Below are 20,622 nucleotides of genomic sequence, written 5' to 3' on the forward strand. Positions count from 1 at the left end.
CCTGATTGTGAGCTTTCGGGAGGTTGTCCATTCGGGCCGGACCGTTCCCGTCATGCGAGCGCCGCGCTGATGGCGAGAAGCGCGGCTTGTCGACCTGCGCGATGGTCGCGGCGTCACGTCCGCACCGGCTGAGATGCCTCCGTCTCGTGCACGGGCAGCGCCGCCGCCAGCCGGTCCGCCCATTCCTCGATGCCCGACCGTGTCGACAACAAGTCCTGCCTGATCTCGACAAGCACGGCGGGGATGCCGCGATCATCGCCATGGATGGGTACGGCGTAGTCGGCATCGCGGCTGATCACATAGGGTACGTTGGCCGCGACATTGAGTGCCGCGTCGATGCGCAGGCCCGAAAGGATCGCCGCGGCGAGATCGGCTGCATGACCATGCAGCACACCCGCATGCCAAGGCCTGGCGACACCCAGGAACACCGGTGTGAAGGAATGGATCGTCACGATCCGCGTCGGCCGGCCCTCGGCCACACGGCGATCGAGGTGCGCGGCCACCCGCTCATGGAACGGCGAAAACATGATTTCCGCGCGCCGGTCTCGTTCCGCTCCGTCGACGCCGGCATTGCCGGGAATGTCAGTGTCTTCCGACAGCACCGGAATGCTGCCCAGGCTGCCCAGTGGCCGGTTGAGATCGATCAGCAGTCGGGAATAGCCGCTGAGAAAGGCCGCTGCATCAAGCCGTGCCGATAACAGGCGCGTCACCTCCGCGGCGCCGATGTCCCATGCGATGTGGCGCTGCAGATGACTGGCATCGAGCCCGAGCCGGCGGTACTCCGCCGGCATATGGTTGGACGCATGCTCGCACAGCAGCACGATCTCGCAACGGCCATGCTCGTTGAGCACCTCGACGGCTTCGGGCCAATCTCCTTGAGGGCGCGAGCTTTTTTCGGCCTGCGCAGTCATCAATAAAGCGTCCGGTAGAGATCGCAGATGGCAGCCGGATCAAGGCCTGCCAGGCGCTCGGCTTCATGCTGCTTCAACCCGACGAAGGTCTCGATGAAGATCGGGGCGAACCATCCCGTAACGGTCTTGTCGGCCAGGAGCGCATCCAGTGCCGCCGGCAAGGTCTCGGGAAGCCGCACCAGACCGAGTTCCGCCCGTTCCGTCTCGCTCATCAGCGTCGGGTCGCCAGTGACCAGCGGCGGTGATGGCAAGTCCGCCTTCAGCCCCTCCAGCCCGGCGCGGATGATCGCCGCCAGCGACAGATAGGGATTGCCGGTGGCGTCGGCCGCCCGGTACTCGACATTATACTGCCGTGCCGGATCGCGTCCGCCGATCGTCACCGTCGGACAGATGCGGAGCGACGCCTCGCGGTCGCGGTCGGCGAGCCAGGTGTAGGACGAACTCCAGCTGTGCGGCTTAAGGCGATAGAAGGACGACACGCTCGACGCCGTCATGGCGGTCATCGCAGGCAGATGGCGCAGCACGCCGGCGCAGAAGGCGCCAGCCTTGGCGGACAGGCCTCCGGGACGCGCCGGATCGTAAGTTGCCGGCTTGTCGGCTTCGTCGACGAAGCTGAAATGGATGTGCACGCCGTTGCCGACGGCATCCGGGGCGACCTTGGGCGCGAAGCTCGCGCGCCAACCGGCATTGCGTGCCACTTCGCGCGTGATTTCGCGGATGGCGACGGCGCAATCTGCTGCCGTGAGCGCATCGGCCGGCTCGTGCGTCACTTCGAATTGCTCACTGCCGAATTCGGCGATGACCACTTCGGGGCCGACACCTGCCTCTTCGAGTGCCGCCATCAGATTGGGGGCGAACGGGTCGGTGCGGCGCAGGGCGGCAAAGGACATCGAATGTGCCGGCGCGAAGCTGCCGCCGGCAACGTGGAATTCGTGCTCGAAGGCGGCGATGACGGAAAGGCCGGTGGCCGCCTTCAATTCCGCCAGCGCATCCCGGAGCATGGTCCGCGTGCAGCCAAGCCACGGGCTGCCATCGAGCTCGACGATGTCGCCGGCCACCATGTCGAAGGGCGTCGCCGATCCCGTCCGCTCGGTGCGGAAGCGCGCCTTGAGATCCGGGATCAGCCGAAGGTCACCGGACGAACCCCAGGGATTGGGATCGACGATCGAATTGAACGGCGTCATTGACAGATTGGCCTGCAGCCAGCCGATCCCTGTCGCGGCGGTCTTTTGCAATCTGCTTTCGACCACGAAGCGGCCCCGCGTAATGGCGGAGAGATCCGTGGTGACGACGGCGACGAGAGGCTCGACGGCAGATGTCATGCCTTTTTTCCCAGAGCGTTGAAGCGGTCGACGACGGTGTCGGTGTCCGTGACCCAGCAATAGCCGCCAAAGGCCTTCAGCGCGATGTCGTGGCGCTCCTGGGTAATGGTGGCGCAGGCATCCGATACGCAGGTGACGAGATAGCCGCGGTCGGCGCCGTCGCGCACCGTCATGTCGACGCACTGGTCGGTCAGCACGCCGACCACGACGAGATAGCGGATGCCAAGGTTTTTCAGCAGGTAGTCGACATTGGTCGAGTTGAAGATGCCCGACGAGGTTTTCGGCAGCGTGATCTCGTCGCCGACTGGCGCCAGCGATGGCACTGGCAGGCCTTCGGGGAGGCTGGGCGCAACATGGATCGGCGTCAGCTTGTGGTCAAGCGAGCGGTCGCGGCCGTCTTCGGTCAGGCTCTGGATGATGGTGTGCAGCACTTCGACGCCATTGGCCCTCGCCGCCGCCAGCAGGCGCTCCTGGTTGGGGATCGTCTGCGAGCATGTCTGCCGGTAGAAATAATGATCGGGTCCGCGTTCTGGATGCGAAGGATCGGCACCCGGCTCCAGCCAGATGCGTTGCATGTCGACCAGCAGCAGCGCTGTCTCGCCGGTACGAAAAGCTTCGTCTCGCTTGGGTAGGGCTTGGGTCATGCCTTCTCGTCCTGCTTTGCTGCTTTGGGTCCAGGTATCTTGCGCGGTCCTGATGTCTTGCGCATGCCGCTCCCTTCCGCATCGCTGTCGAGCGTCACCGCATTGGCGTGCCGCACTTTCTCGATCCTCTCGATGCGAGCCCGAGCGTCGCCGCCCAGCGTCGAAACGATCTGGGCCGTCAGCGCCTCCATCTGTGCGATCGCCGGCGCCAGCGTGTCATAGGGCGAGGCGACTTCGAGCGGGCTGACGATCGTGACTTCGGCAAGATCCGATATCGGTGACAGCCATTGGTCGGTGAACAGAAGAATGCGTACATCGAGCGCGGCGGCTTGGCGCGCATAGGCCATCACGTCGAACTGGTAGCGGCGATAGTCGAAGACGACGAGCACGTCGCGACGACCGAGGTCGGCCAGCGTGTCGAACGACTGCGGAGAGAGCACGCCGAGATCGCGGACCCCGGTGCGGAACTGCACGAGATATCCAGCCAGCATCCCGGCGATGTGGCGGCTGAACCGGCCGCCGACCAGCAAGATTTCGCCCTTGGCCTCCATCAAAAGGCGGGCGGCACGCTCGTAGGTCTGGACCGGTGTCGCCGCGGTGGCTTTCTGCAGGGCCGTGGTAACGGAATCGAGATAGGCAAGCACCGCGCTGTCGCTGGAACCGCTTTGCCGCTTGGTCTCCATCATCAACAGCGGCGAATGCAGCCTGGCCTCGACCTCGGCGAGCAGCTTTGCCTGAAAGTCCGGGAACCCTTCATAGCCGAGCTTGACGACCAGCCGGACAACAGTGGGATCGCTGACGCCGGCGCGTCGCGCAAGCGACGATGCGGTACCGAGGCCCGAGGTCGGATAGTCCGTCAGCAGCAGCCTGACGATCTTCTCTTCCGACGGCGTCAGCGCCAGATCCCCGCGCATCAGAACATCGCGTATCGCCATAGGCCTCCCCTGAAATATATGCTGTGTCGAGTCTATTTCAGATATTTTAATTATGGTCAATAATGAAGAGGTATTGACATGTTTTCCGAGACTGCCGACGATGATGAAGGCGTACAACCCGCATCGCCAGGGCTGACTGGTGTACCGGCAAGGAACAAATGATACCCAATCTCAACATCGTGCCGTTCGTCAGCGTCGACAATATGATGAAGCTCGTGCTCAGGATCGGGGTCGAGCGGTTCCTGGTTGAGCTCGCCGGCTATATCGAGGACGACTTCCGCCGCTGGGAGCTGTTCGACAAGACCCCGCGCGTCGCTTCGCACAGCGCCGAGGGCGTTATCGAGCTGATGCCGACCAGCGACGGCGAGGTCTATGGTTTCAAATATGTCAATGGTCATCCCAAGAACATGCGCGAGGGCCGCCAGACCGTGACTGCCTTCGGCATGCTGGCCGACGTCCACAACGGCTATCCCGTGTTGCTGTCCGAGATGACCATTCTGACCGCACTGCGCACGGCGGCCATGTCGGCCCTTGCCGCGAAGCACTTGGCGCCGGCCGAGTCCCGCTGCATGGCGCTGATAGGCAACGGTGCCCAGGCTGAGTTCCAGGCGCTGGCCTTCAAGGCACTGCTCGGCGTCGACAGGCTGCGGCTTTACGATATCGACCGTTCGGCAACACAGAAATGCATTCACAATCTCGCCGGCCTCGGCTTCGACATGACGGCCTGCACGAGCGCGCAGGAAGCGGTTGAGGGTGCGGACATCATCACCACCGTCACCGCCGACAAGCAGTACGCCACCATCCTGACCGACAACATGATCGGCTCGGGCGTACATATCAACGCCGTTGGCGGCGACTGCCCCGGCAAGACCGAACTGCACCGCGACATCCTGCTGCGCTCCGACATTTTCGTCGAATACCCGCCGCAGACCCGCATCGAAGGCGAGATCCAGCAGCTCGCGCCGGATCATCGGGTGACTGAGCTGTGGCAGGTGGTCACCGGCGCCGTTGAGGGCCGGCGCGACGCCGGCCAGATCACGCTGTTCGATTCGGTGGGTTTCGCTATCGAGGACTTTTCGGCGTTGCGCTATGTCAGGGATCAACTGAGGTCGACCGGCCTGTACCAGGAGCTCGATATGCTCGCCGACCCCGACGAGCCACGCGACCTGTTCGGCATGCTGCTCAGGGCAGCCCAATAGCGTGGAGGTCGCGCGCCTGCTGGCGGTCCGTATCCGCCGGAATGATCGCGGTCATTGTCAGCTTGCCGGCGCGCGCGCAAAAATTGTTCATCGCGGCGGGCTTGAAGGGCCGATCGTTTCTTTCTTGGCAATCTGGAGTCGATGACACTTGCAGGCATTGCTGGCGGGTGTGACCGCCGAAAAGTGCACGCCTGTCCAACAGTCCCGGTTTGCGGACGGTAACATCCGCACAAAGCCGGGAAAGGAGCCTGATATGCCCAGAATAGTACCCGTGCTCGACTTGAGCCGCTTTGAACAAGGCGCGTCGGAACGCCGGACATTTCTGGCGGATCTGCGTTCCGCGTCGCGCGACATCGGCTTTTTCTACCTGGCCGGACATGGCATTTCGTGGGCGGAAATCAGTGAAGTGCTCACCGCGTCGCGCCGCTTCTTTGCCTTGGCCGAGGCCGACAAGCTCGCGATCGAAATGGTGAAATCCCCGCAGTTCCGTGGCTATACCCGCGCCGGCGGCGAGCTGACCAAGGGCAAGGCCGATTGGCGCGAACAGCTCGACATCGGCGTCGAGCGTCAGCCCATAGCGCAAGGGCCAGAAATTCCCGCCTGGACGCGGCTGCAGGGGCCGAACCAGTGGCCCGCTGCGTTGCCGGAACTCAAACCCGCCCTGCTGGCATGGCAGGCCAAGGCAACAGCAGTGGCCATCAGGCTGTTGAAAGCCTTCGCGCTGTCGCTCGATCAAGCCGAGGACGCTTTCGACCCGATCTACCGCGAGCAGCCAAACCACCGCATGAAAATCGTGCGCTATCCCGGCCGAGAGGCGACCGGCGATGACCAGGGTGTCGGCGCGCACAAGGATGGCGGTTTCCTGACGCTGTTGCTTCAGGATGACAATAAGGGGCTGCAGGTCGACTATGACGGAAGCTGGGTGGATGTGGACCCCATTCCCGGTACGCTCGTCGTCAACATCGGCGAATTGCTCGAACTGGCCTCAAACGGCTATTTGCGGGCGACCGTGCATCGTGTCGTGACGCCGGCGGCCGGGATTGAACGCATTTCGGTGCCGTTCTTCTTCAGCGCCAGGCTCGATGCGACGATACCGCTGCTTAGCCTTTCCGAGGACTTGGCGGCGCAGGCGCGCGGGCCGGCCAGCGATCCGGACAATCCGCTGTTTCGCGATGTCGGAACCAATGTGCTGAAAAGCCGGCTGCGCTCGCATCCCGACGTCGCTCGGTGCCACTATGTGGATCTGCTCGAGCCGGAAAGCCGGGCCGGCTGAGTCTTGGACGAGAAAGAACGGGATTTTTGCCATCCCGACCGATTCTTAGAAAATCATTCGTCGTATTCGTCGGGGAATCGGCTCAAAAAGGAAAAACCGTTCGGTGTTTTCCTCCCATTTCACCGAGCGGTGTTCCCCTCTGAAGGTTATGACCTTCTTTTTTGGCCGGGCCGTTTGGCGCCCGGCCATTTTTCTTTTCGCCCTGCGTGTTGCCGGTGCGGCGCCGATCCGGCAGAGTTCAACACGCGTCGGCCATTGCGATCACTGGAAGAGGAGAGGGTCTCATGACATCCGACGTCGCCGTGATTGCCGGAGCGGGCTCCGGATTGAGCGCCTCGCTCGCGCGTCTTCTCGCCAGGGAAGGGTTCCATGTCGTCCTGGCCGCCCGAAACATCGAGAAGCTCGATGCATTGCAAGCGCAAACCGGCGCGCAAGCCGTGGCGACGGATGTCTCGGATCCGGCATCGGTCGAGCATCTGTTCGATATCGCGGACAAGGCTGGCCCGCTTTCCCTCGTGATTTTCAACGCCGGTGGCCGCGCTCGCGGTCCAATAGCCGAACTCGATCCCGAGGCTGTCCGACAGGCTTTGCTGGTCGGGGCCTATGGCGGGTTCCTGGTAGCTCAGCAAGCGGCCCGCCGGCTGATCGCTCAAGGGGCGGGGTCGATCCTCTTCACCGGAGCGACAGCAAGTGTGAAGGGGTTCGCCGGCTCCGCCGGCTTTGCGATGCCCAAATTCGGATTGCGCGGGCTGGCGCAATCCATGGCCCGTGAACTGGCGCCCAAGAATATCCACGTTGCGCATTTCATCATCGACGGCGCCATTGCTTCGGCCGCTTCCGGACAGGAGCCTGGGCCGCAGGATCGCCGGCTGTCTCCGGATGCGATCGCAGAGGCCTATCTCGCCATCCACCGCCAGCACCGCAGCGCCTGGACCTGGGAAATGGAACTCAGGCCGTGGGTCGAAAATTTCTGACTGGATCAGCGATCCATGCGACTTTTGCATGGCTCGTCTGCACGGGCCTTGAGGAGAGTCGACATCGGATGAGGATGTCACTATATAGCGGCGGCTTCGCGGGCTCACGCCTTGAAGCGCAACGTCATAAGGCGGCTGTAGCGACAGCCATTGAGATTAAGAAACGGACTGGAAGCCGTAAAAGGTAGAAGCAATTGCTCGGAGCGGGAAGACCCCGCCAACGGTACAGTCCTTCAGAATCAGAAAATGTTCTTCACCCCTCGATTTCCTTCGGCTCTGTGGACCCTGGACGGCTTCGGCTTGCCGGCTGGCCGCGACTCGGCTCGAATGGGAACATGCATCCTTCGCGGGATGCCGACGCTTATGATTACCAACCGGCTTTGCCGCCAGGGAACAGCAGTATGAGTGAACACGCGATCGAGTTCTTGCGGGGATGGATCGGCGAAAAGGTCCATTGCCAGTCCCACGCCAGGATCGAGAAGCAGGCCGAGACGTTGGCCCGCGAATGCGCCGCCAAGGCGGCCGAGGTCGGCATACCGCTGGAGGACATCCAGGAGGAAGTCGGCGACATCCAGGAATTGATCGCTTCCCGGCTCGAGGAAGCGGCCGAGGCCGACGAAAACCAGCAGGCCTCAAGCAAAGCCGCGGAATAACTGCGGGTCAAACCTGTTCGAAACGCGCGGGCTTCGGCCCGCGTTTTCGTCTCAGCCATTCCTCTCAGCCAAACTTTTCTTCCAGCCAGGCCTTTGGCAGCGCCGGCACGAAATTGCCGTCGCGCCCGGTCATGTCGTCATTGGCGATAAGAGCGTTGACGATGGATTCCTCCACCGTCTGGATCACCGCATCGAAGAACGGGTCGATGTCTGTATCGGGGATGAAATCGGCGCTGGCGATGCGGCCGGACAGCCCCAGCGCCGCGGCGGGATTGGCCGTCGAGAAGGAGAGGAAGATATCGCCCGAACTGTGATAGCCGAAGCCGCCCGTCAAGGCGACGCCGAGCGGCACACGGCGCGCCAATCGCTTCATCTGATGCGGCAGGAAAGGCGCGTCGGTCGCGATGACGGCGATGATTGAGCCCTTTTCCGCGCGCGACGTGGCTTCGCGGATCGCCGGTTCGGTGAGTTCGGGCTCGGCGCGCAGGCCGCGAATGGTGAAATTATGCCGCTTGCCGAAATTCGACTGCACGAAGGCGCCGACCGTGTAGGTGCGCCCTTGCCATGCGACGATGCGCGAGGCCGTGCCGGACCCTGCCTTGAAGCCGAAGGTGATCATGCCGGTGCCGCCGCCGACGCTGCCTTCCTCGACCGGTCCGCCGGCCGCGCCGTCAAGGGCGTCGGCGACGTGCTCCGACGTTAGATGGTGGCCGTTGATGTCGTTGAGAAATCCGTCATAAGTCTCCGCCGCCACCGGCAGCCCCCAGGCGCTGTCGATCGCGGCCGGCAGCACCCGGTTCATCCAGCGCAGCGTGCCGTCACGCGAAACACCGCAGGAATGCGTGTTGGTGATGGTGATCGGGAAGTTGAAGGCTCCGGTTTCCTCGATGATGTGCGAGCCGGTCATCTCGCCATTGCCGTTCTGGCTGAAAATGCCGGCGAAGACCGGGGTGGCCAATTCGGCGCGCGGCCTCGGCAGGATTGCGGTCACGCCGGTGCGCACCGGCCCCTTGCCGACGATAAGCGGACCATCGCCCGATATCAGCGTCGCATAGCCTAGAGCGACGCCGGGCACGTCGGTGATCGCGTTGAACGGCCCGGGCGTTCCGTCGAAGCCGATAGCGAAGCTTCGCGCGCGCGGCTTGCCGGACGGCGTTGCCAGATGGTGCGGATTGTCGATCATGCTCTTAGAACAAGGATCCCTGATTGCCGGGTTCCTTTGCCTTTGCCGCCGGTCTGGCCACGGGCTTTGGCCGCGCCGCGCCACTGGTTGCCACCGCATCCGCCGTGCCATCGGCGAACTCCAGCGACAGCGCCATCCCCGACACCACGTCGGCGGCCTGCTTGATGACCGCGCCGTCGGCATCCTTCACCAGCGCGAAGCCGCGCGCCAGGACGGCCTTGTGCGAAAGCGTCGCCATCAGCCGGTCGGCCTGGACGATGCGGCCGCGCAACCGCTCCAGCCTGAGCAGCATCGCCTGGCCGCCGCGTCTCGTCAAAGCCGTCAGAAGATCCCTCTGCACACGTTGGCGCCGGGCTGTCGGCTCGATCGTGATGCGGCCCTGCAGCAAAGCCAATTGCTGCCTGTGCCGCTGCAGCGATGCCTTGGCGCATTTTGGCAACTGATCCGCGGCACGATTGAGCTCCGCGCGCCGGCTTCTGGCCAGAGTGCGCAGCGCCCCTTGCGCCCGCAAAAGGCTACGGTCGTTGGTGCGCCGCGCTTCGGCGATCCGCTGCGACAGCATTGCCGGCGTCAATTTTACAGCGAAGAATCGCGCCCGCTTGCGCTCGGTGGAAACCATCAGGCCACGACCGAGCCTCGATGTCGCCTCGTCCAGGCGCCGGCGCGGCAGCGCCAGCAATTGATCGGGTGAGGGCAGCGCACGCGCCGCCGCACGGGCTGCCTGCCGCTTGCGTTCGAAATTGCGCAAGACGGCGGCCTTGAGCCGCGCGCCGAGGCTGGCCAGCGTCGCTTCGAGGTCAGCCTTCACCGGCACGGCGATTTCGGCCGCGCCCGTCGGTGTCGGCGCCCGCACATCCGCGACAAGGTCGATCAGCGTCCAGTCGGTTTCGTGGCCGACAGCCGAAATCACCGGAATGCCCGAGGCGGCGACCGCGCGGGCGAGTGCCTCGTCGTTGAAGCCCCACAGATCTTCCAGGCTGCCGCCGCCGCGCGCCACGATCAGCAGATCGGGGCGCTGAATGGGGCTGTCCCATGCCAGCGCGTTGAAACCGGTGACGGCACTGGTCACTTCCGCACTCGCCGTGTCACCTTGAACCCGCACGGGCCAGACCAGCACATGCAGTGGAAAGCGGTCCTTGATGCGATGGATGATGTCGCGGATGACCGAGCCGGTCGGCGAGGTGACCACGCCGATGACGCGTGGCATGAACGGCAGCCGGCGTTTGCGCACCGCATCGAAAAGCCCCTCCGCCTGCAGCCGGCGTTTGCGCTCCTCCAGCAGCGCCATCAGCGCCCCGGCGCCGGCCGGCTCGAGATTGTCGATGACGATCTGGTAGTTGGACTTGCCGGGATAGGTGGTGAGCTTGCCGGTGGCGATCACCTCCATCCCTTCCTCGGGACGGAATTTCAGCCGGCTCATCGTGCCTTTCCAGACCACGGCGTCGAGCCGCGCACGGTCGTCCTTCAGCGCGAAATAAGCATGGCCGGAGGAATGCGGCCCACGATAGCCTGAGATTTCGCCGCGCACCCGCACATTGCCGAAGACGTCCTCGACCGTGCGCTTCAGCGCGCCTGATATTTCGCTCACCGTGTATTCGGTGGCGTTGGTACGTGATTCGGATGCTGCTTCGCTCATCGGTCGATTGGGGGCCGGTTGGACGCCGCCGTCAAGGCGGCCGTGTCAGGCCCGATAGTCATGACCCGGTTTTTTACCAGCCCGGCAGGATCTGGCTCGGCTTGCTTCGCTTCATCTTGGCGAAGGCGAGGGCCGCGAAATCGAACGTTCCCGTCTCCTCGCCGAGCGGCACCGAGATGTTGTCCAGGCTTTCCGAGATGTGGCGGGCAAGCGCATCGACGATCTCCGGCCGCGAGGTCTGGCCGCGCATGATGCCGATGCGGCAGTCGGGCAGGGCGCCGAAGCCGTCCGCCTCGCCCAGCACCCGCATGCCGGGCCTGAGCGCGCATTCCGGCAGCACCGAGATCGCCAGCCCCGACAGCACGGCGGCGGTGATCACGGTCGCTGAGAAACTGGTGAACAGGATGCGGTAGTCGCGGTTCTGCTGGTCCAACACGTCGACCGCGGCGCGCCTCCAGATGCAGTTCGGCCGGCCGAAGGCCATCGGCAGCGTCTCCTGTTCATGTGTCGCATGGTTGGCCGAGGAGACCCAGAGCAGCGGTTCACGCCGCACCACCTCCGACTGGCCGCGCACATCATTGTGCGTCACCAGCGCCAGGTCGAGATTGCCGCGCTTGATGTGCTCGACCAGCCCCGGCGTCGGTTCGCAGATGACGGTCAGTTCGACGCGCGGATTGGAGCGCGTGAACCGTGCCATGATCTCGGGCAGGAAACGGTCCGCATAATCGTCAGGCGTGCCGATGCGGATCGTGCCTTCGAGCCTCTGGTCATCGAAGGCTGCGAGCGTTTCGCGGTTGAGATAGAGCAATCGCCTTGCGTAGGAGAGTAGTTTGTCGCCTTCCTCCGTCAGCCTGTTCGAGCGCCCCTCCTTCTCGAACAGCGGCTTGCCGATCCGCTCCTCCAGCCGGCGCATCTGCATCGACACCGCCGACTGGGTGCGGTGCACTTCTTCCGCAGCGCGGGTGAAGCTGCCGGTATCGGCAATCGAGATGAAGGTCTGCAATTGATCGAGATCGAGCGGCGCTTTCATCGGTCCAATCCATCACTGCTGTTGATATTAAAGATTAGAAACATTCGTTGGATTAATCAATCGGTCGATGGCAAATTGGCATTGTCCAAATGAGAGCCATGCATGTCGCCCAAAAGTGGACACCGGTTTTGAGACGACGACATGCATTTCTAAAATTGTATTTGAGACCGGAACGGCCGCTGTCGCCAGCGCCGATCGTCGGGTTTCGTCCGTTCGAGTCTGAAGGAGACCGACATGACCACGATCGATTTCGCCACCGAGACCTCGCGCATCACCTCGCGTCCGGCTGTTGCGACGCGCGTGGCCAACATTGTCTCCAACACCTACCGCGCCTGGAAAAACCGCCGCGCCTTCTACCGCCTTGGCGAGATGTCGGATGCAGAACTCGCCGATATCGGCCTGACGCGCGCCGACCTTTGTGTCGCCATCGACGTGCCGTTTGGCCGCGATCCCACGGTAATCCTGCGTGAGATCGCCAGCGATCGCGTGGAAACGATCGAGGAAATCGCTCGCAAGGTGGCCTGATTGGTTCAGCTTCGGTTGCGTTGAACCCTTTCACGGTTCAGCGCGACCAAGGTTCTGCAGGCTCCCCACTCCCTGCCGGTTCCCCGCCGGCCTGCCTGCACGCTGCCCGGTCCTCCCAAGGACCGGGCTTTTCCTTTAAGGTTTACCGAAGGCCGGGCGACTACCGCCGGTCCATGTCCCGCTTGAACTGGTCGAAGATCGTTTCCACGCCCTTCTGGTATTCGTCGCGCTGCTGGGCTCCGGTCTGGAACATCTTGCCGAAAATGTCGTCGAACGGGTTCCGTGGCCGTCCGCTCGGATTGGCTTGGGGCTGTGGTGCCTGGCGCTGCTGCGGTTGCGGCGCTTCAGGTTGCGGCGCCGGCTGCCCGCCGGGCATCCCGAGGCCGCCGCCTCCACCTTGCCGCAGCATCTCCTCGAAGATTTTCCCCAGCGGGTTGTCGCCGTAGGGGCTCTGTGTCTGCTGGGACTGGGGCCGGCTTTGTGGTTGCTGCGGCGCGCCGCCACCGAACATGTCCTGCAGCACCTTGCCGAGCGGATTGTCGCCATAGGGATTGGGCGCCGGCTGCGGCTGGCTTTGCGGCTGCGGTGAGCCGCCGCCGAACATGTCCTGCAAGACCTTGCCGAGCGGGTTGTCCATGGGGTTCTGAGGCGGTGGCGCCTGGCGCTGTTGCGGCGCTGGCGCCTGCATGCCGCCTTGCCGCATCATCTGCTCGATGATCTCGCCCAGTGGATTGTTGCCGCCGCCGCCAAGACCAGCCGCTGCCTGCATCTGGTTTGTCGTCTGCTTGAACAGTCCGCCCATTACCATCGAGGCGATAGCAGGCAGCATCTGCTGCAAGATCTGCTGGCTGACGCCGCTCGCCTGCGCGGCCTGGCTGGCCACGGCGCGCGACAGGTCTTTCGAACCGAACAGATGTCCCAGAATGCCGTTGCCCTCGTCGACGCCTTGCGGCGAGAAGGCGCGCGTGGCGTCCTCGAAATATTTGGCGTGCTGGCCGCTTGCCATCGCCGTCATGAAGGCGCCGAGCCCATAGGGATCGGCGGTGTTGCGTTGCAACCCTTGTGAAAAGGCTGGCAGCAGTGCGGCGACCGCCGCCTGCGTCTGCTGCAGCGAAAGCCCGTATTGCTGGGCAAGCGCCTGCATGCCGTTGCCGTTCTGGGCCTGCGCCAGCATGTCGAACAAGGTAGGCATCGGCTTCTCCTCCGGGAAATCCTCGAAAGAGAGCCTAATTCGTTTCAGCGCCCGATTGAAGTTACTTTTGCCACCCGCCATGGCTCGCGGTTAATAGGCATACTCCATGAACACCGGCTCGATCGAGCCGCCCCAGCGCGTGTGGTAGGCCGACAGCATCTCCTCCGCACTGGTGGTGCCGCGCGCCACGACCTCGTCGAGCGTGTTGAGGAACGAGGTTTCGTCGTAGCCGTCACGGTTCTTCTTGCCGCGGTTCTTCAACCCCGTGCGCGAAATGGCCATGACGTCGCGGGCGACCTCGCGCAACGTCGTGTTGCGGAAGGGCGCGGCAATGCCGAGCTCCGGCACGGCGTTGCGCATGGCCAGGACTTCCTTGTAGGTCCAGCTCGACGTCAACGCCTCGGCCGCGTCGAGTGCCACCTCGTCGTAGAGCAGCCCGACCCAGAAGGCCGGCAGCGCGCAGATGCGCCGCCAGGGACCGCCATCGGCGCCGCGCATTTCAAGGAAACGCTTGAGCCGCACGTCCGGGAACAGCGTCGACAGATGGTTCGCCCAGTCGCCCATCGTCGGCAGCCCGTCCGGCACTTCATTGCGCGCGGCCCCGGCCATGAACTGGCGGAAGGTGATATGCGTCATGTCGTGATAACGGCCATCGCGAATGACGAAATACATCGGCACGTCGAGTGCCCATTCGACATAGTCGGCGAAACCGAAATCGGGCGAGAAGCAGAATTCGAGCAGGCCCGAGCGCTGGTTGTCGGTGTCGCGCCAGATGTCGCCGCGCCAGCTCTGCAGCCCGTTCGGCCGGCTGTCGGTGAAGGGCGAGTTGGCGAACAGTGCGGTCGACAGCGGCTGCAGCTTCAGCGACACCTGCATCTTGCGGCGCATGTCGGCCTCGCTCTCGAAGTCGAGGTTCACCTGGATCGTGCAGGTGCGGTACATCATGTCGAGGCCCTTGGTGCCGACCTTGGGCATGTAGCGCGTCATGATCTCATAGCGCGACTTCGGCATTTTCGGTGTCTCGGCCAACGACCATTTCGGGCTGCCGCCGAGGCCGAGGAAGCGGATGCCCATCGGCTCGGCGATCTCGCGCACCTGCGCCAGATGGGCGTTGCCCTCGCGGCAGGTCTGGTGGATCGTCTCCAGCGGCGCGCCGGAAAGCTCGAACTGGCCGCCGGGCTCGAGCGAAATTGCCCCCTGGCCCGTCGGTTCGACCAAGCCGATGATGCGGCCGTCATCCATGATCGGATCCCAGCCAAGCTTGTTCTGCATGCCTTCAAGGATGGCGCGGATGCCGCGTTCACCACCATAGGGCACCGGTGCGTTGCCATCGACATAGAACGGGAATTTCTCGTGCTCGGTGCCGATGCGCCATTTTTCGCGCGGCTTGTTGCCTTCGGCCAGGTGCTCGACAAGCTCGTCTATGCCTTCGATGGGCCGGAAATCGGTTGTGTCGCGCGCCATTCTCAAGCCCTCAAAGGCGGTTGGACCACCGCCGGCGCTAAATGGACGAAATGTCAGTAGCCGATCAAGCGAAAAATCCTGAGCCACAGGTCAAGAGGAATTGAAGGCCACGCCCAGCAAGCACCTCTTGCAAGAGACAGAGCACTACCAGTCGCCGATTGTTGCCTGCATCACCGCAAGCGCTGCCACGGCCGCCGTGTCGGCACGCAGGATACGCGGCCCGAGCGGAATGGCGGTCACGAAGGGAAGCGCGCGCAGCATCTTGCGCTCCTCGTCGGAAAAGCCGCCCTCGGGCCCGACCAGCAGGGCGAGCTTCTTCTCCTTCACCGTCTGCAATGCTGGCAGTGGGTTGTTGGTCGAGGCGTCCTCGTCGCAGAAGATCAACCGGCGTTCCTTGTCCCAGCCGGTCAGCAGGCGCTCGAATTTTTCCGCGTCGCGAACCTCCGGCACCGCCAGGATGCCGCATTGTTCGGCAGCCTCGACGACATTGGCGCGCAGGCGATCGAGCGACGGCTTGGCCACCTGCGTGTGCTGGGTGATGACCGGCTGCAGGACGCCGGCGCCCATCTCGACCGCCTTCTGCACGAGATAATCCAGCCGGCCCTGCTTCAGCGGTGCGAAGCAATAGACCAGGTCAGGCAAAGGCGGCTGCGGCCTTTGCAGCGCCAGCACTTTCAGCCGCACCGAGCGCTTCGATTTCGCTGATATCGCGGCCGACCACTCGCCGTCGCGGCCATTGAAGACAAGGATCTCGGCGCCTTCGGCGAGCCGCAGCACATGCAGGAGATAATGGCTCTGCTGCTGGCCGGGTTCGACCTCGATGTCCAGTCCGAGGTCGTCGGGCACGAACAGACGTTGCATCTTGTAGTTGGCGCGCATGGCCGAGGAATGGGCGAGGCGGCCGCCGGCGTCAAGCCTTGGCGGAGGGATGCCACACAGGCTGAAAGCCGTGACGCAGGATGGCAACCGTCGTTTCCGGGGTCAGCAGCACCAGCGTCTCGTCCTCGAACCGACCCAGGCTGGTAGGCGGGCCGTATCCGGCAAAAGACCATGGCAACGCCTTGCCGTGGCACAAGGCGTAGGTGCTGCCGCCGGTTGCGATCATCGCGCCGTCGGGCAGGCGGGCAAGCGCGTCCATCGCGACGGCAGGCCGTTTGCCACCCGACGCCAACCGCTCCTTGTGCAGCCGTTTGTCCACCTGCGGCGCGCGCGGCTCGGCAATGACGAAGGCTTGGCCGAAGCGCCTGACAAAATCCCTGGCTCGTTCGCGCTGGCAAAAGAAGCAGGGACGATGCCCGGCGGCGAGCGCCGTCACCTCGTCGAGGAAGAACAGTTCAGTCCAGCCGGCCTTGCCATCGGCCCGGTTGCGGCCCATCGGCTCGCGCCGCACATTGCGGAATTGGCACACGCAGATGATCCAGGCCTGAAGCGCCCAGCGCTTTTTCAGGAGCGTCTTTGTCGCGGGGTCGTGGATGATGCCGCGATTGCCGGTGAACAGGCCGCGCTCCGGCACGGCATGAATGGCGCCGAACGGATCGACCCGGTTCTGCAGTGGCATGGTTTTCTCCTGGGATACGCATCTTGGCTGCGATACTGGCGGCATGATATCGCTGGTTTCCTCGTTTTCATGTCAGCAGGGTTTGCCATGCGGGTGCTGGTGGTCCAGAACTTCGACAATACCGGCCTTGGCCAGGTTGGCGCGGCGCTCGCGGAAGCGGGTGCCGATCTCGATGTGCGCCTTCCCTACAAGGGTGATGCGCTGCCACGGGACGCAACCGGCCATGATGCCATGGTGGTGCTCGGCGGTGGCCAGAATGCACTGGACGACGAAGACTATCCCTATTTCCCGGCGCTGCTGGAACTGACCCGCGATTTTGCCGGCAAGGACCGCGCAGTGCTCGGCATCTGTCTCGGGGGTCAACTCGTCGCCCGCGCCTTTGGCGGCGAGAACCGCATTGGCGGCGCCAATGAATTCGGCTGGCGCGGCGTGTCGTTGACCCCGGATGCCAAGGCCGACCCGGTGCTGTCTGCACTGCCGGAAACATTCCCGATCTTCCAGTGGCACGACGATACATTCGAGCTGCCGGACGACGCCGTGCGGCTCGCCGGCAACGATGTCGCCGAAAACCAGGCGTTTCGCGTCGGCCGTGCCGTCTACGGCTTCCAGTTCCATTTCGAGGCCGACCGGCCGCTGGTGAAGGACTGGAGTTCCTCCTTCGCGCCGACCATTGCCGCGCGCCATCCCGACTGGGCCGGCGAGCTCGAGGGCGAAATGGCCCGTAACGGCCCTGACGCCGATGCTGCGGGCCTCGCCATCGCCCGTGCCTGGGTGGCGACGATCTGAGCATTCCCTTCCGCGTCCTACCGCGTGACATAATTGGCACGTGGGACGGAATCCGTCTGGGGAAAACCTTTTCATCCTTGGCTTGGGTCCGCCCGCTATCCTAGAAGGCGCGCGCTATATCGGCTGTGCAACCGGGATGAACCTTTTGTGTGACCCGTGCGACACACCATCGATACAGAACACGCCTAGAAGCGCGAAATCGTCGAAACTTTGAAGCGATTTTTCCATTTCAACGCATTGGTAACCGCCTCGTGCACAGATGCAGAAAGCTCAACAAGAGATGACCTCCGTGAAAGCAGCTCTTCTGTCCTTTGCCATGCTGTCCGCCATCGTGCTTTGCGGCCTTGGCATCTATGCCGCCGATGCCGCCAACAACCACAATGCGGTCGACGGCTACGGCGTTACCGCCTCCCTGCGCTAAAGCCCAGGCATCCCTCGCGCGAGTATTCCTCGCGCCAGTATCCTCGCGCCCTTGGGCGCCGGGGCCTCAAGGTTCCTTTATCGACATTTCCAGGATGCGTTTGTCCGCGCCGTCCACGACGAGCGCGGTAAGCATGCCTGACTGCCAGGCAAGCGTGTCGACATTGACGCGGTTGGCCATCACTTCCGCCTCGGGGACCGGCGTGTGGCCATGCACCACGATCTTCGGGAGGAGACCGGCGTGATCGTGGAAGACGTCACGGATCCAGATCAGGTCCTGGATATTCTGTTTCTCCAGCGCAATGCCTGGCCTTATGCCGGCATGGCAGAAGAAGAAGTCGCCTGACGTCACCGAGAACGGCAGCGACCGCAGGAAGTCGATATGGCTTTGCGGCACGGCTGCGAGCAAGGCTTGGTGGCCCTTGCGCATGGCTGACTCGGCCTTGCCGAACCAGATGCCGCTGCCGTTGTTGATCGTCACCCCATAGGATTGCGCGGTCTGGATGCCGCCAAAACGGATGAAAAGCCCTTCGGGGTCGGGTGTCTCGAGAAAGTCGAGAAAGCCGAGGTCGTGGTTGCCGGCCAGCATCATGTTTCGCTGATCGCGTTCGCGCGCTTCGATCAGGAAGTCGATGACGCCCTTGGAGTCGGGCCCTCGATCGACATAGTCGCCAAGATGGATGATGCGCCAGTCCGCGACCAGGTCCCTGGCGATCTCGGCCTCGATCTGTCCGTGCATGGCGGCCAGCAGGTCGAGCCGGCCATGCACGTCGCCGATCGCGTAGAGACGCACGCCGTCCGGCCCGCGTGCGTCGAGGAAATGGATGCCGGGTTCCGCCAAGGTTTTGGTATCTCCGTGGTCAGATGTCATGGCCTAGCGCCGGAGTTGGTCCTTGCCCATGTCGGTGACCAGACGCTTTCCGCACAGCGCCAGCGTGATGTCCATCTCCTTACGGATGATTTCCAACGCCTTGGTAACCCCTTCCTTGCCGAGCGCGCCCAGGCCGTAAAGAAACGGCCGGCCGATATAAGTGCCCTTGGCGCCCAGGCAGAGTGCTTTCAACACATCCTGGCCGGAGCGGATGCCGCCGTCCATATGCACTTCTATTCTGTCGCCGACCGCATCCGCGATCTCTTCCAGCGCCATGATGGAGGACGATGCGCCGTCGAGTTGGCGGCCGCCATGATTGGAAACGATGATGGCATCGGCGCCGGTGTTGGCTGCCATCAGCGCGTCCTCCTTGTCGAGGATGCCCTTGAGGATCAGTTTGCCGCCCCAGCGCTCCTTGATCCAGGCGACGTCCTTCCACGACAGGTGCGGATCGAACTGTTCGGTCGTCCATGACGACAACGAAGCCACATCGCCGACGCCCTTGGCATGGCCGACGATGTTACGGAAGGTACGGCGCTTCGTGCCAGCCATGCCCATCCACCAGCCAGGCCGCACAGCGATGTTGGCGATGTTGGCGAGCGTCATCTTGGGCGGCGCCGAAAGCCCATTGCGGACGTCCTTGTGGCGCTGGCCGAGGACCTGCAGGTCGAGCGTCAGCACCAGCGCCGAGCACTTCGCCGCCTTCGCCCGGTCGATCAAGTTGAGGACGAAATCCTTGTCGCGCAGCACATAGAGCTGGAACCAGAACGGTTTCTTCGTCACCGACGCGACATCCTCGATCGAGCAGATGCTCATCGTCGAAAGCGTGAACGGCACGCCGAATTCCTCAGCCGCCTGCGCTGCCAGCATCTCGCCGTCGGCGTGCTGCATGCCGGTCAGGCCTGTCGGCGCAAGCGCCACCGGCATCGACACTTTCTGGCCGATCATGGTCGATTCCAGCGAGCGGTTGCTCATGTCGACCAGCACGCGCTGGCGGAACTTGATCTTCTGGAAGTCTTCCTCGTTTGCCCGGTAGGTGCTCTCGGTCCAGGCGCCGGAGTCGGCATAGTCGAAGAACATCTTGGGCACGCGCCGGCGCGCGAGATCCTTGAGGTCTGCGATGGTGAGAATGTCGCTCATGATGGTCCCCGCTTGATCAAATTGACTAGGAGCGGCTGCGCGCTGGTTCGCTGCCGCCGGTTTCTGAGCGCTGCCTTAGCCTCAGCCGCGACACGCGTTGCCAGTCGCCGCTGCGCTCGGCTTCCGCCATCGAGCGCTCGACATAGGTCATGTGGTCCATCGCCGCCTGGCGGGCGGCGGCCGGATCGCCAGCCCTGACCGCGGTGTGGATCGCCCGGTGCTGCGCCAGCAGCGCCTCTCGCGCGCCCGGCACGGTGAACACCAGCAGCCGGTTCTGGAACACGCCTTCCGATAAGAGGCGGTAGCAGGAGCGCAGCGTGTGCAAGAGCAGGATGTTGTGCGCGCATTCGCAGATCGCGTGGTGGAATTCAACGTCGATTTCCGCCTCGTCGTCGAAGTCGCCGGTGCGATGCGCCTCATCCATGCGCGCCATGATGCGGTCGAGCAGGGCGAGGTCTTCGGGTGTGGCACGCCGTGCCGCGTATTCGGCGGCTATGCCCTCGACCTCGCGGCGATACTCCAGATAGTCCGTCACAGCCTTGCGATGCGTCGAGATCAGGTCCGCCACCGGCTTGGTAAACAACTGGCCGATAATGTCGGCGACATGCGTGCCGCCGCCGGCCTTGGTCGTCAGCAACCCACGTCCTTCGAGCGCCTTCAGCGCATCGCGCAGGATGGGCCGTGACACATCGAACTGACGCGCCAGTTCGCGCTCGCCCGGCAGCCGGTCGCCAGTGCGCAGCACGCCTTCGAGGATGAGGCTTTCGATCTGCTGCACGACTTCGTCGGCGGTGCGCGAATGCTCGATCCTGGAGAAAATATCGCTCAAAGGAAGCGCCTGGGGACGGAATGAATGTCGCGCAGATTAAAGCGTCTGTCGCCAACTGGTCAAATTATTTATCCAAT

The 20,622-nt window shown here is 63.6% G+C and carries 21 protein-coding genes; 7 read left to right on the forward strand and 14 right to left on the reverse strand.

Annotated features, from left to right (window positions below; genetic code table 11):
- Positions 1-113 precede the first annotated feature (113 nt).
- From FJ954_RS06880 to FJ954_RS06895, 4 genes are read right to left on the reverse strand one after another with little or no spacing between them, the layout of a single operon-like run.
- Positions 114-911 carry an N-formylglutamate amidohydrolase gene (locus FJ954_RS06880; protein WP_140660854.1) on the reverse strand — a complete coding sequence of 266 codons (798 nt, stop codon included), beginning with the start codon at positions 909-911 and terminating at the stop codon, positions 114-116.
- On the reverse strand, positions 911-2,233 hold the full coding sequence (locus tag FJ954_RS06885) for a glutamine synthetase (RefSeq protein WP_140660855.1): 1,323 nt from the start codon (positions 2,231-2,233) through the stop codon (positions 911-913). Before FJ954_RS06885 ends, FJ954_RS06880 begins: the two co-directional genes overlap by 1 nt.
- Positions 2,230-2,877: an isochorismatase family cysteine hydrolase gene (locus FJ954_RS06890; protein WP_140660856.1), complete on the reverse strand. Its 648-nt coding sequence runs from the start codon at positions 2,875-2,877 to the stop codon at positions 2,230-2,232. The genes FJ954_RS06885 and FJ954_RS06890 overlap by 4 nt, the downstream gene beginning before the upstream one ends.
- Complete coding sequence (locus FJ954_RS06895; RefSeq protein ID WP_140660857.1) at positions 2,874-3,812, reverse strand: MurR/RpiR family transcriptional regulator; 939 nt, start codon at positions 3,810-3,812, stop codon at positions 2,874-2,876. The genes FJ954_RS06890 and FJ954_RS06895 overlap by 4 nt, the downstream gene beginning before the upstream one ends.
- Before the next feature lie 158 nt (positions 3,813-3,970).
- Here FJ954_RS06895 and FJ954_RS06900 point away from each other — a divergent pair, with 158 nt between their 5' ends.
- From FJ954_RS06900 to FJ954_RS06915, 4 genes are all read left to right on the forward strand, one after another.
- Positions 3,971-5,011: an ornithine cyclodeaminase gene (locus tag FJ954_RS06900; RefSeq protein ID WP_140660858.1), complete on the forward strand. Its 1,041-nt coding sequence runs from the start codon at positions 3,971-3,973 to the stop codon at positions 5,009-5,011.
- Between the two features lie 253 nt (positions 5,012-5,264).
- The gene (locus FJ954_RS06905; protein ID WP_140660859.1) at positions 5,265-6,284 is read left to right on the forward strand and encodes an isopenicillin N synthase family oxygenase; all 1,020 of its coding nucleotides are present in this window, start codon (positions 5,265-5,267) and stop codon (positions 6,282-6,284) included.
- Positions 6,285-6,568: 284 nt separating this feature from the next.
- On the forward strand, positions 6,569-7,258 hold the full coding sequence (locus FJ954_RS06910) for an SDR family NAD(P)-dependent oxidoreductase (protein ID WP_140660860.1): 690 nt from the start codon (positions 6,569-6,571) through the stop codon (positions 7,256-7,258).
- A gap of 401 nt (positions 7,259-7,659) precedes the next feature.
- The gene (locus tag FJ954_RS06915) at positions 7,660-7,911 is read left to right on the forward strand and encodes a DUF768 domain-containing protein (protein WP_015316487.1); all 252 of its coding nucleotides are present in this window, start codon (positions 7,660-7,662) and stop codon (positions 7,909-7,911) included.
- A gap of 64 nt (positions 7,912-7,975) precedes the next feature.
- On the opposite strand, the gene FJ954_RS06920 is transcribed toward FJ954_RS06915, so the two are convergent.
- From FJ954_RS06920 to FJ954_RS06930, 3 genes are all read right to left on the reverse strand, one after another.
- Positions 7,976-9,094 carry a P1 family peptidase gene (locus FJ954_RS06920; protein WP_140660861.1) on the reverse strand — a complete coding sequence of 373 codons (1,119 nt, stop codon included), beginning with the start codon at positions 9,092-9,094 and terminating at the stop codon, positions 7,976-7,978.
- Positions 9,095-9,098: 4 nt separating this feature from the next.
- Positions 9,099-10,730 carry an exodeoxyribonuclease VII large subunit gene (gene xseA / locus FJ954_RS06925; RefSeq protein ID WP_015316489.1) on the reverse strand — a complete coding sequence of 544 codons (1,632 nt, stop codon included), beginning with the start codon at positions 10,728-10,730 and terminating at the stop codon, positions 9,099-9,101.
- Positions 10,731-10,803: 73 nt separating this feature from the next.
- Positions 10,804-11,760 (reverse strand): LysR substrate-binding domain-containing protein, encoded by a 957-nt coding sequence (locus FJ954_RS06930; protein WP_015316490.1) that lies wholly within the window; start codon positions 11,758-11,760, stop codon positions 10,804-10,806.
- A 234-nt stretch (positions 11,761-11,994) separates the two neighbouring features.
- Here FJ954_RS06930 and FJ954_RS06935 point away from each other — a divergent pair, with 234 nt between their 5' ends.
- On the forward strand, positions 11,995-12,285 hold the full coding sequence (locus FJ954_RS06935; protein WP_140660862.1) for a DUF1127 domain-containing protein: 291 nt from the start codon (positions 11,995-11,997) through the stop codon (positions 12,283-12,285).
- Between the two features lie 160 nt (positions 12,286-12,445).
- Here FJ954_RS06935 and FJ954_RS06940 read toward each other — a convergent pair whose 3' ends face one another.
- From FJ954_RS06940 to FJ954_RS06955, 4 genes are all read right to left on the reverse strand, one after another.
- Complete coding sequence (locus tag FJ954_RS06940; protein ID WP_140660863.1) at positions 12,446-13,477, reverse strand: DUF937 domain-containing protein; 1,032 nt, start codon at positions 13,475-13,477, stop codon at positions 12,446-12,448.
- Between the two features lie 90 nt (positions 13,478-13,567).
- Positions 13,568-14,941 (reverse strand): glutamate--cysteine ligase, encoded by a 1,374-nt coding sequence (locus FJ954_RS06945; protein WP_140660864.1) that lies wholly within the window; start codon positions 14,939-14,941, stop codon positions 13,568-13,570.
- Between the two features lie 144 nt (positions 14,942-15,085).
- Positions 15,086-15,820 carry a 16S rRNA (uracil(1498)-N(3))-methyltransferase gene (locus FJ954_RS06950; protein ID WP_015316494.1) on the reverse strand — a complete coding sequence of 245 codons (735 nt, stop codon included), beginning with the start codon at positions 15,818-15,820 and terminating at the stop codon, positions 15,086-15,088.
- A 31-nt stretch (positions 15,821-15,851) separates the two neighbouring features.
- Positions 15,852-16,499, reverse strand: a complete 648-nt coding sequence (locus FJ954_RS06955) for a hypothetical protein (protein ID WP_015316495.1) — start codon at positions 16,497-16,499, stop codon at positions 15,852-15,854.
- Positions 16,500-16,586: 87 nt separating this feature from the next.
- Between FJ954_RS06955 and FJ954_RS06960 the strand changes: the two genes are divergently transcribed.
- Both FJ954_RS06960 and FJ954_RS32225 read left to right on the forward strand, forming a co-directional pair.
- Positions 16,587-17,285, forward strand: coding sequence for a type 1 glutamine amidotransferase (locus FJ954_RS06960; RefSeq protein ID WP_140660865.1), 699 nt, complete (start codon positions 16,587-16,589; stop codon positions 17,283-17,285).
- 289 nt (positions 17,286-17,574) lie between these two features.
- A complete protein-coding gene (locus tag FJ954_RS32225; RefSeq protein ID WP_013893872.1) occupies positions 17,575-17,706 on the forward strand; it encodes a hypothetical protein in 132 nt (43 codons plus the stop codon).
- A gap of 66 nt (positions 17,707-17,772) precedes the next feature.
- Here the strand turns inward: FJ954_RS32225 and FJ954_RS06970 are convergent, their stop codons facing one another.
- From FJ954_RS06970 to FJ954_RS06980, 3 genes are read right to left on the reverse strand one after another with little or no spacing between them, the layout of a single operon-like run.
- Entirely contained in the window at positions 17,773-18,546 is a 774-nt protein-coding gene (locus FJ954_RS06970) for a metallophosphoesterase (RefSeq protein ID WP_140660907.1), read from the reverse strand.
- 33 nt (positions 18,547-18,579) lie between these two features.
- The gene (locus FJ954_RS06975) at positions 18,580-19,716 is read right to left on the reverse strand and encodes an alpha-hydroxy acid oxidase (RefSeq protein WP_015316498.1); all 1,137 of its coding nucleotides are present in this window, start codon (positions 19,714-19,716) and stop codon (positions 18,580-18,582) included.
- 25 nt (positions 19,717-19,741) lie between these two features.
- Positions 19,742-20,545 carry an FCD domain-containing protein gene (locus FJ954_RS06980; protein WP_015316499.1) on the reverse strand — a complete coding sequence of 268 codons (804 nt, stop codon included), beginning with the start codon at positions 20,543-20,545 and terminating at the stop codon, positions 19,742-19,744.
- Positions 20,546-20,622 lie beyond the last annotated feature (77 nt).

Origin of the sequence: Mesorhizobium sp. B2-3-15 (assembly GCF_006442875.1) — a bacterium.
GTDB classification, from domain to species: Bacteria; Pseudomonadota; Alphaproteobacteria; order Rhizobiales; family Rhizobiaceae; genus Mesorhizobium; species Mesorhizobium australicum.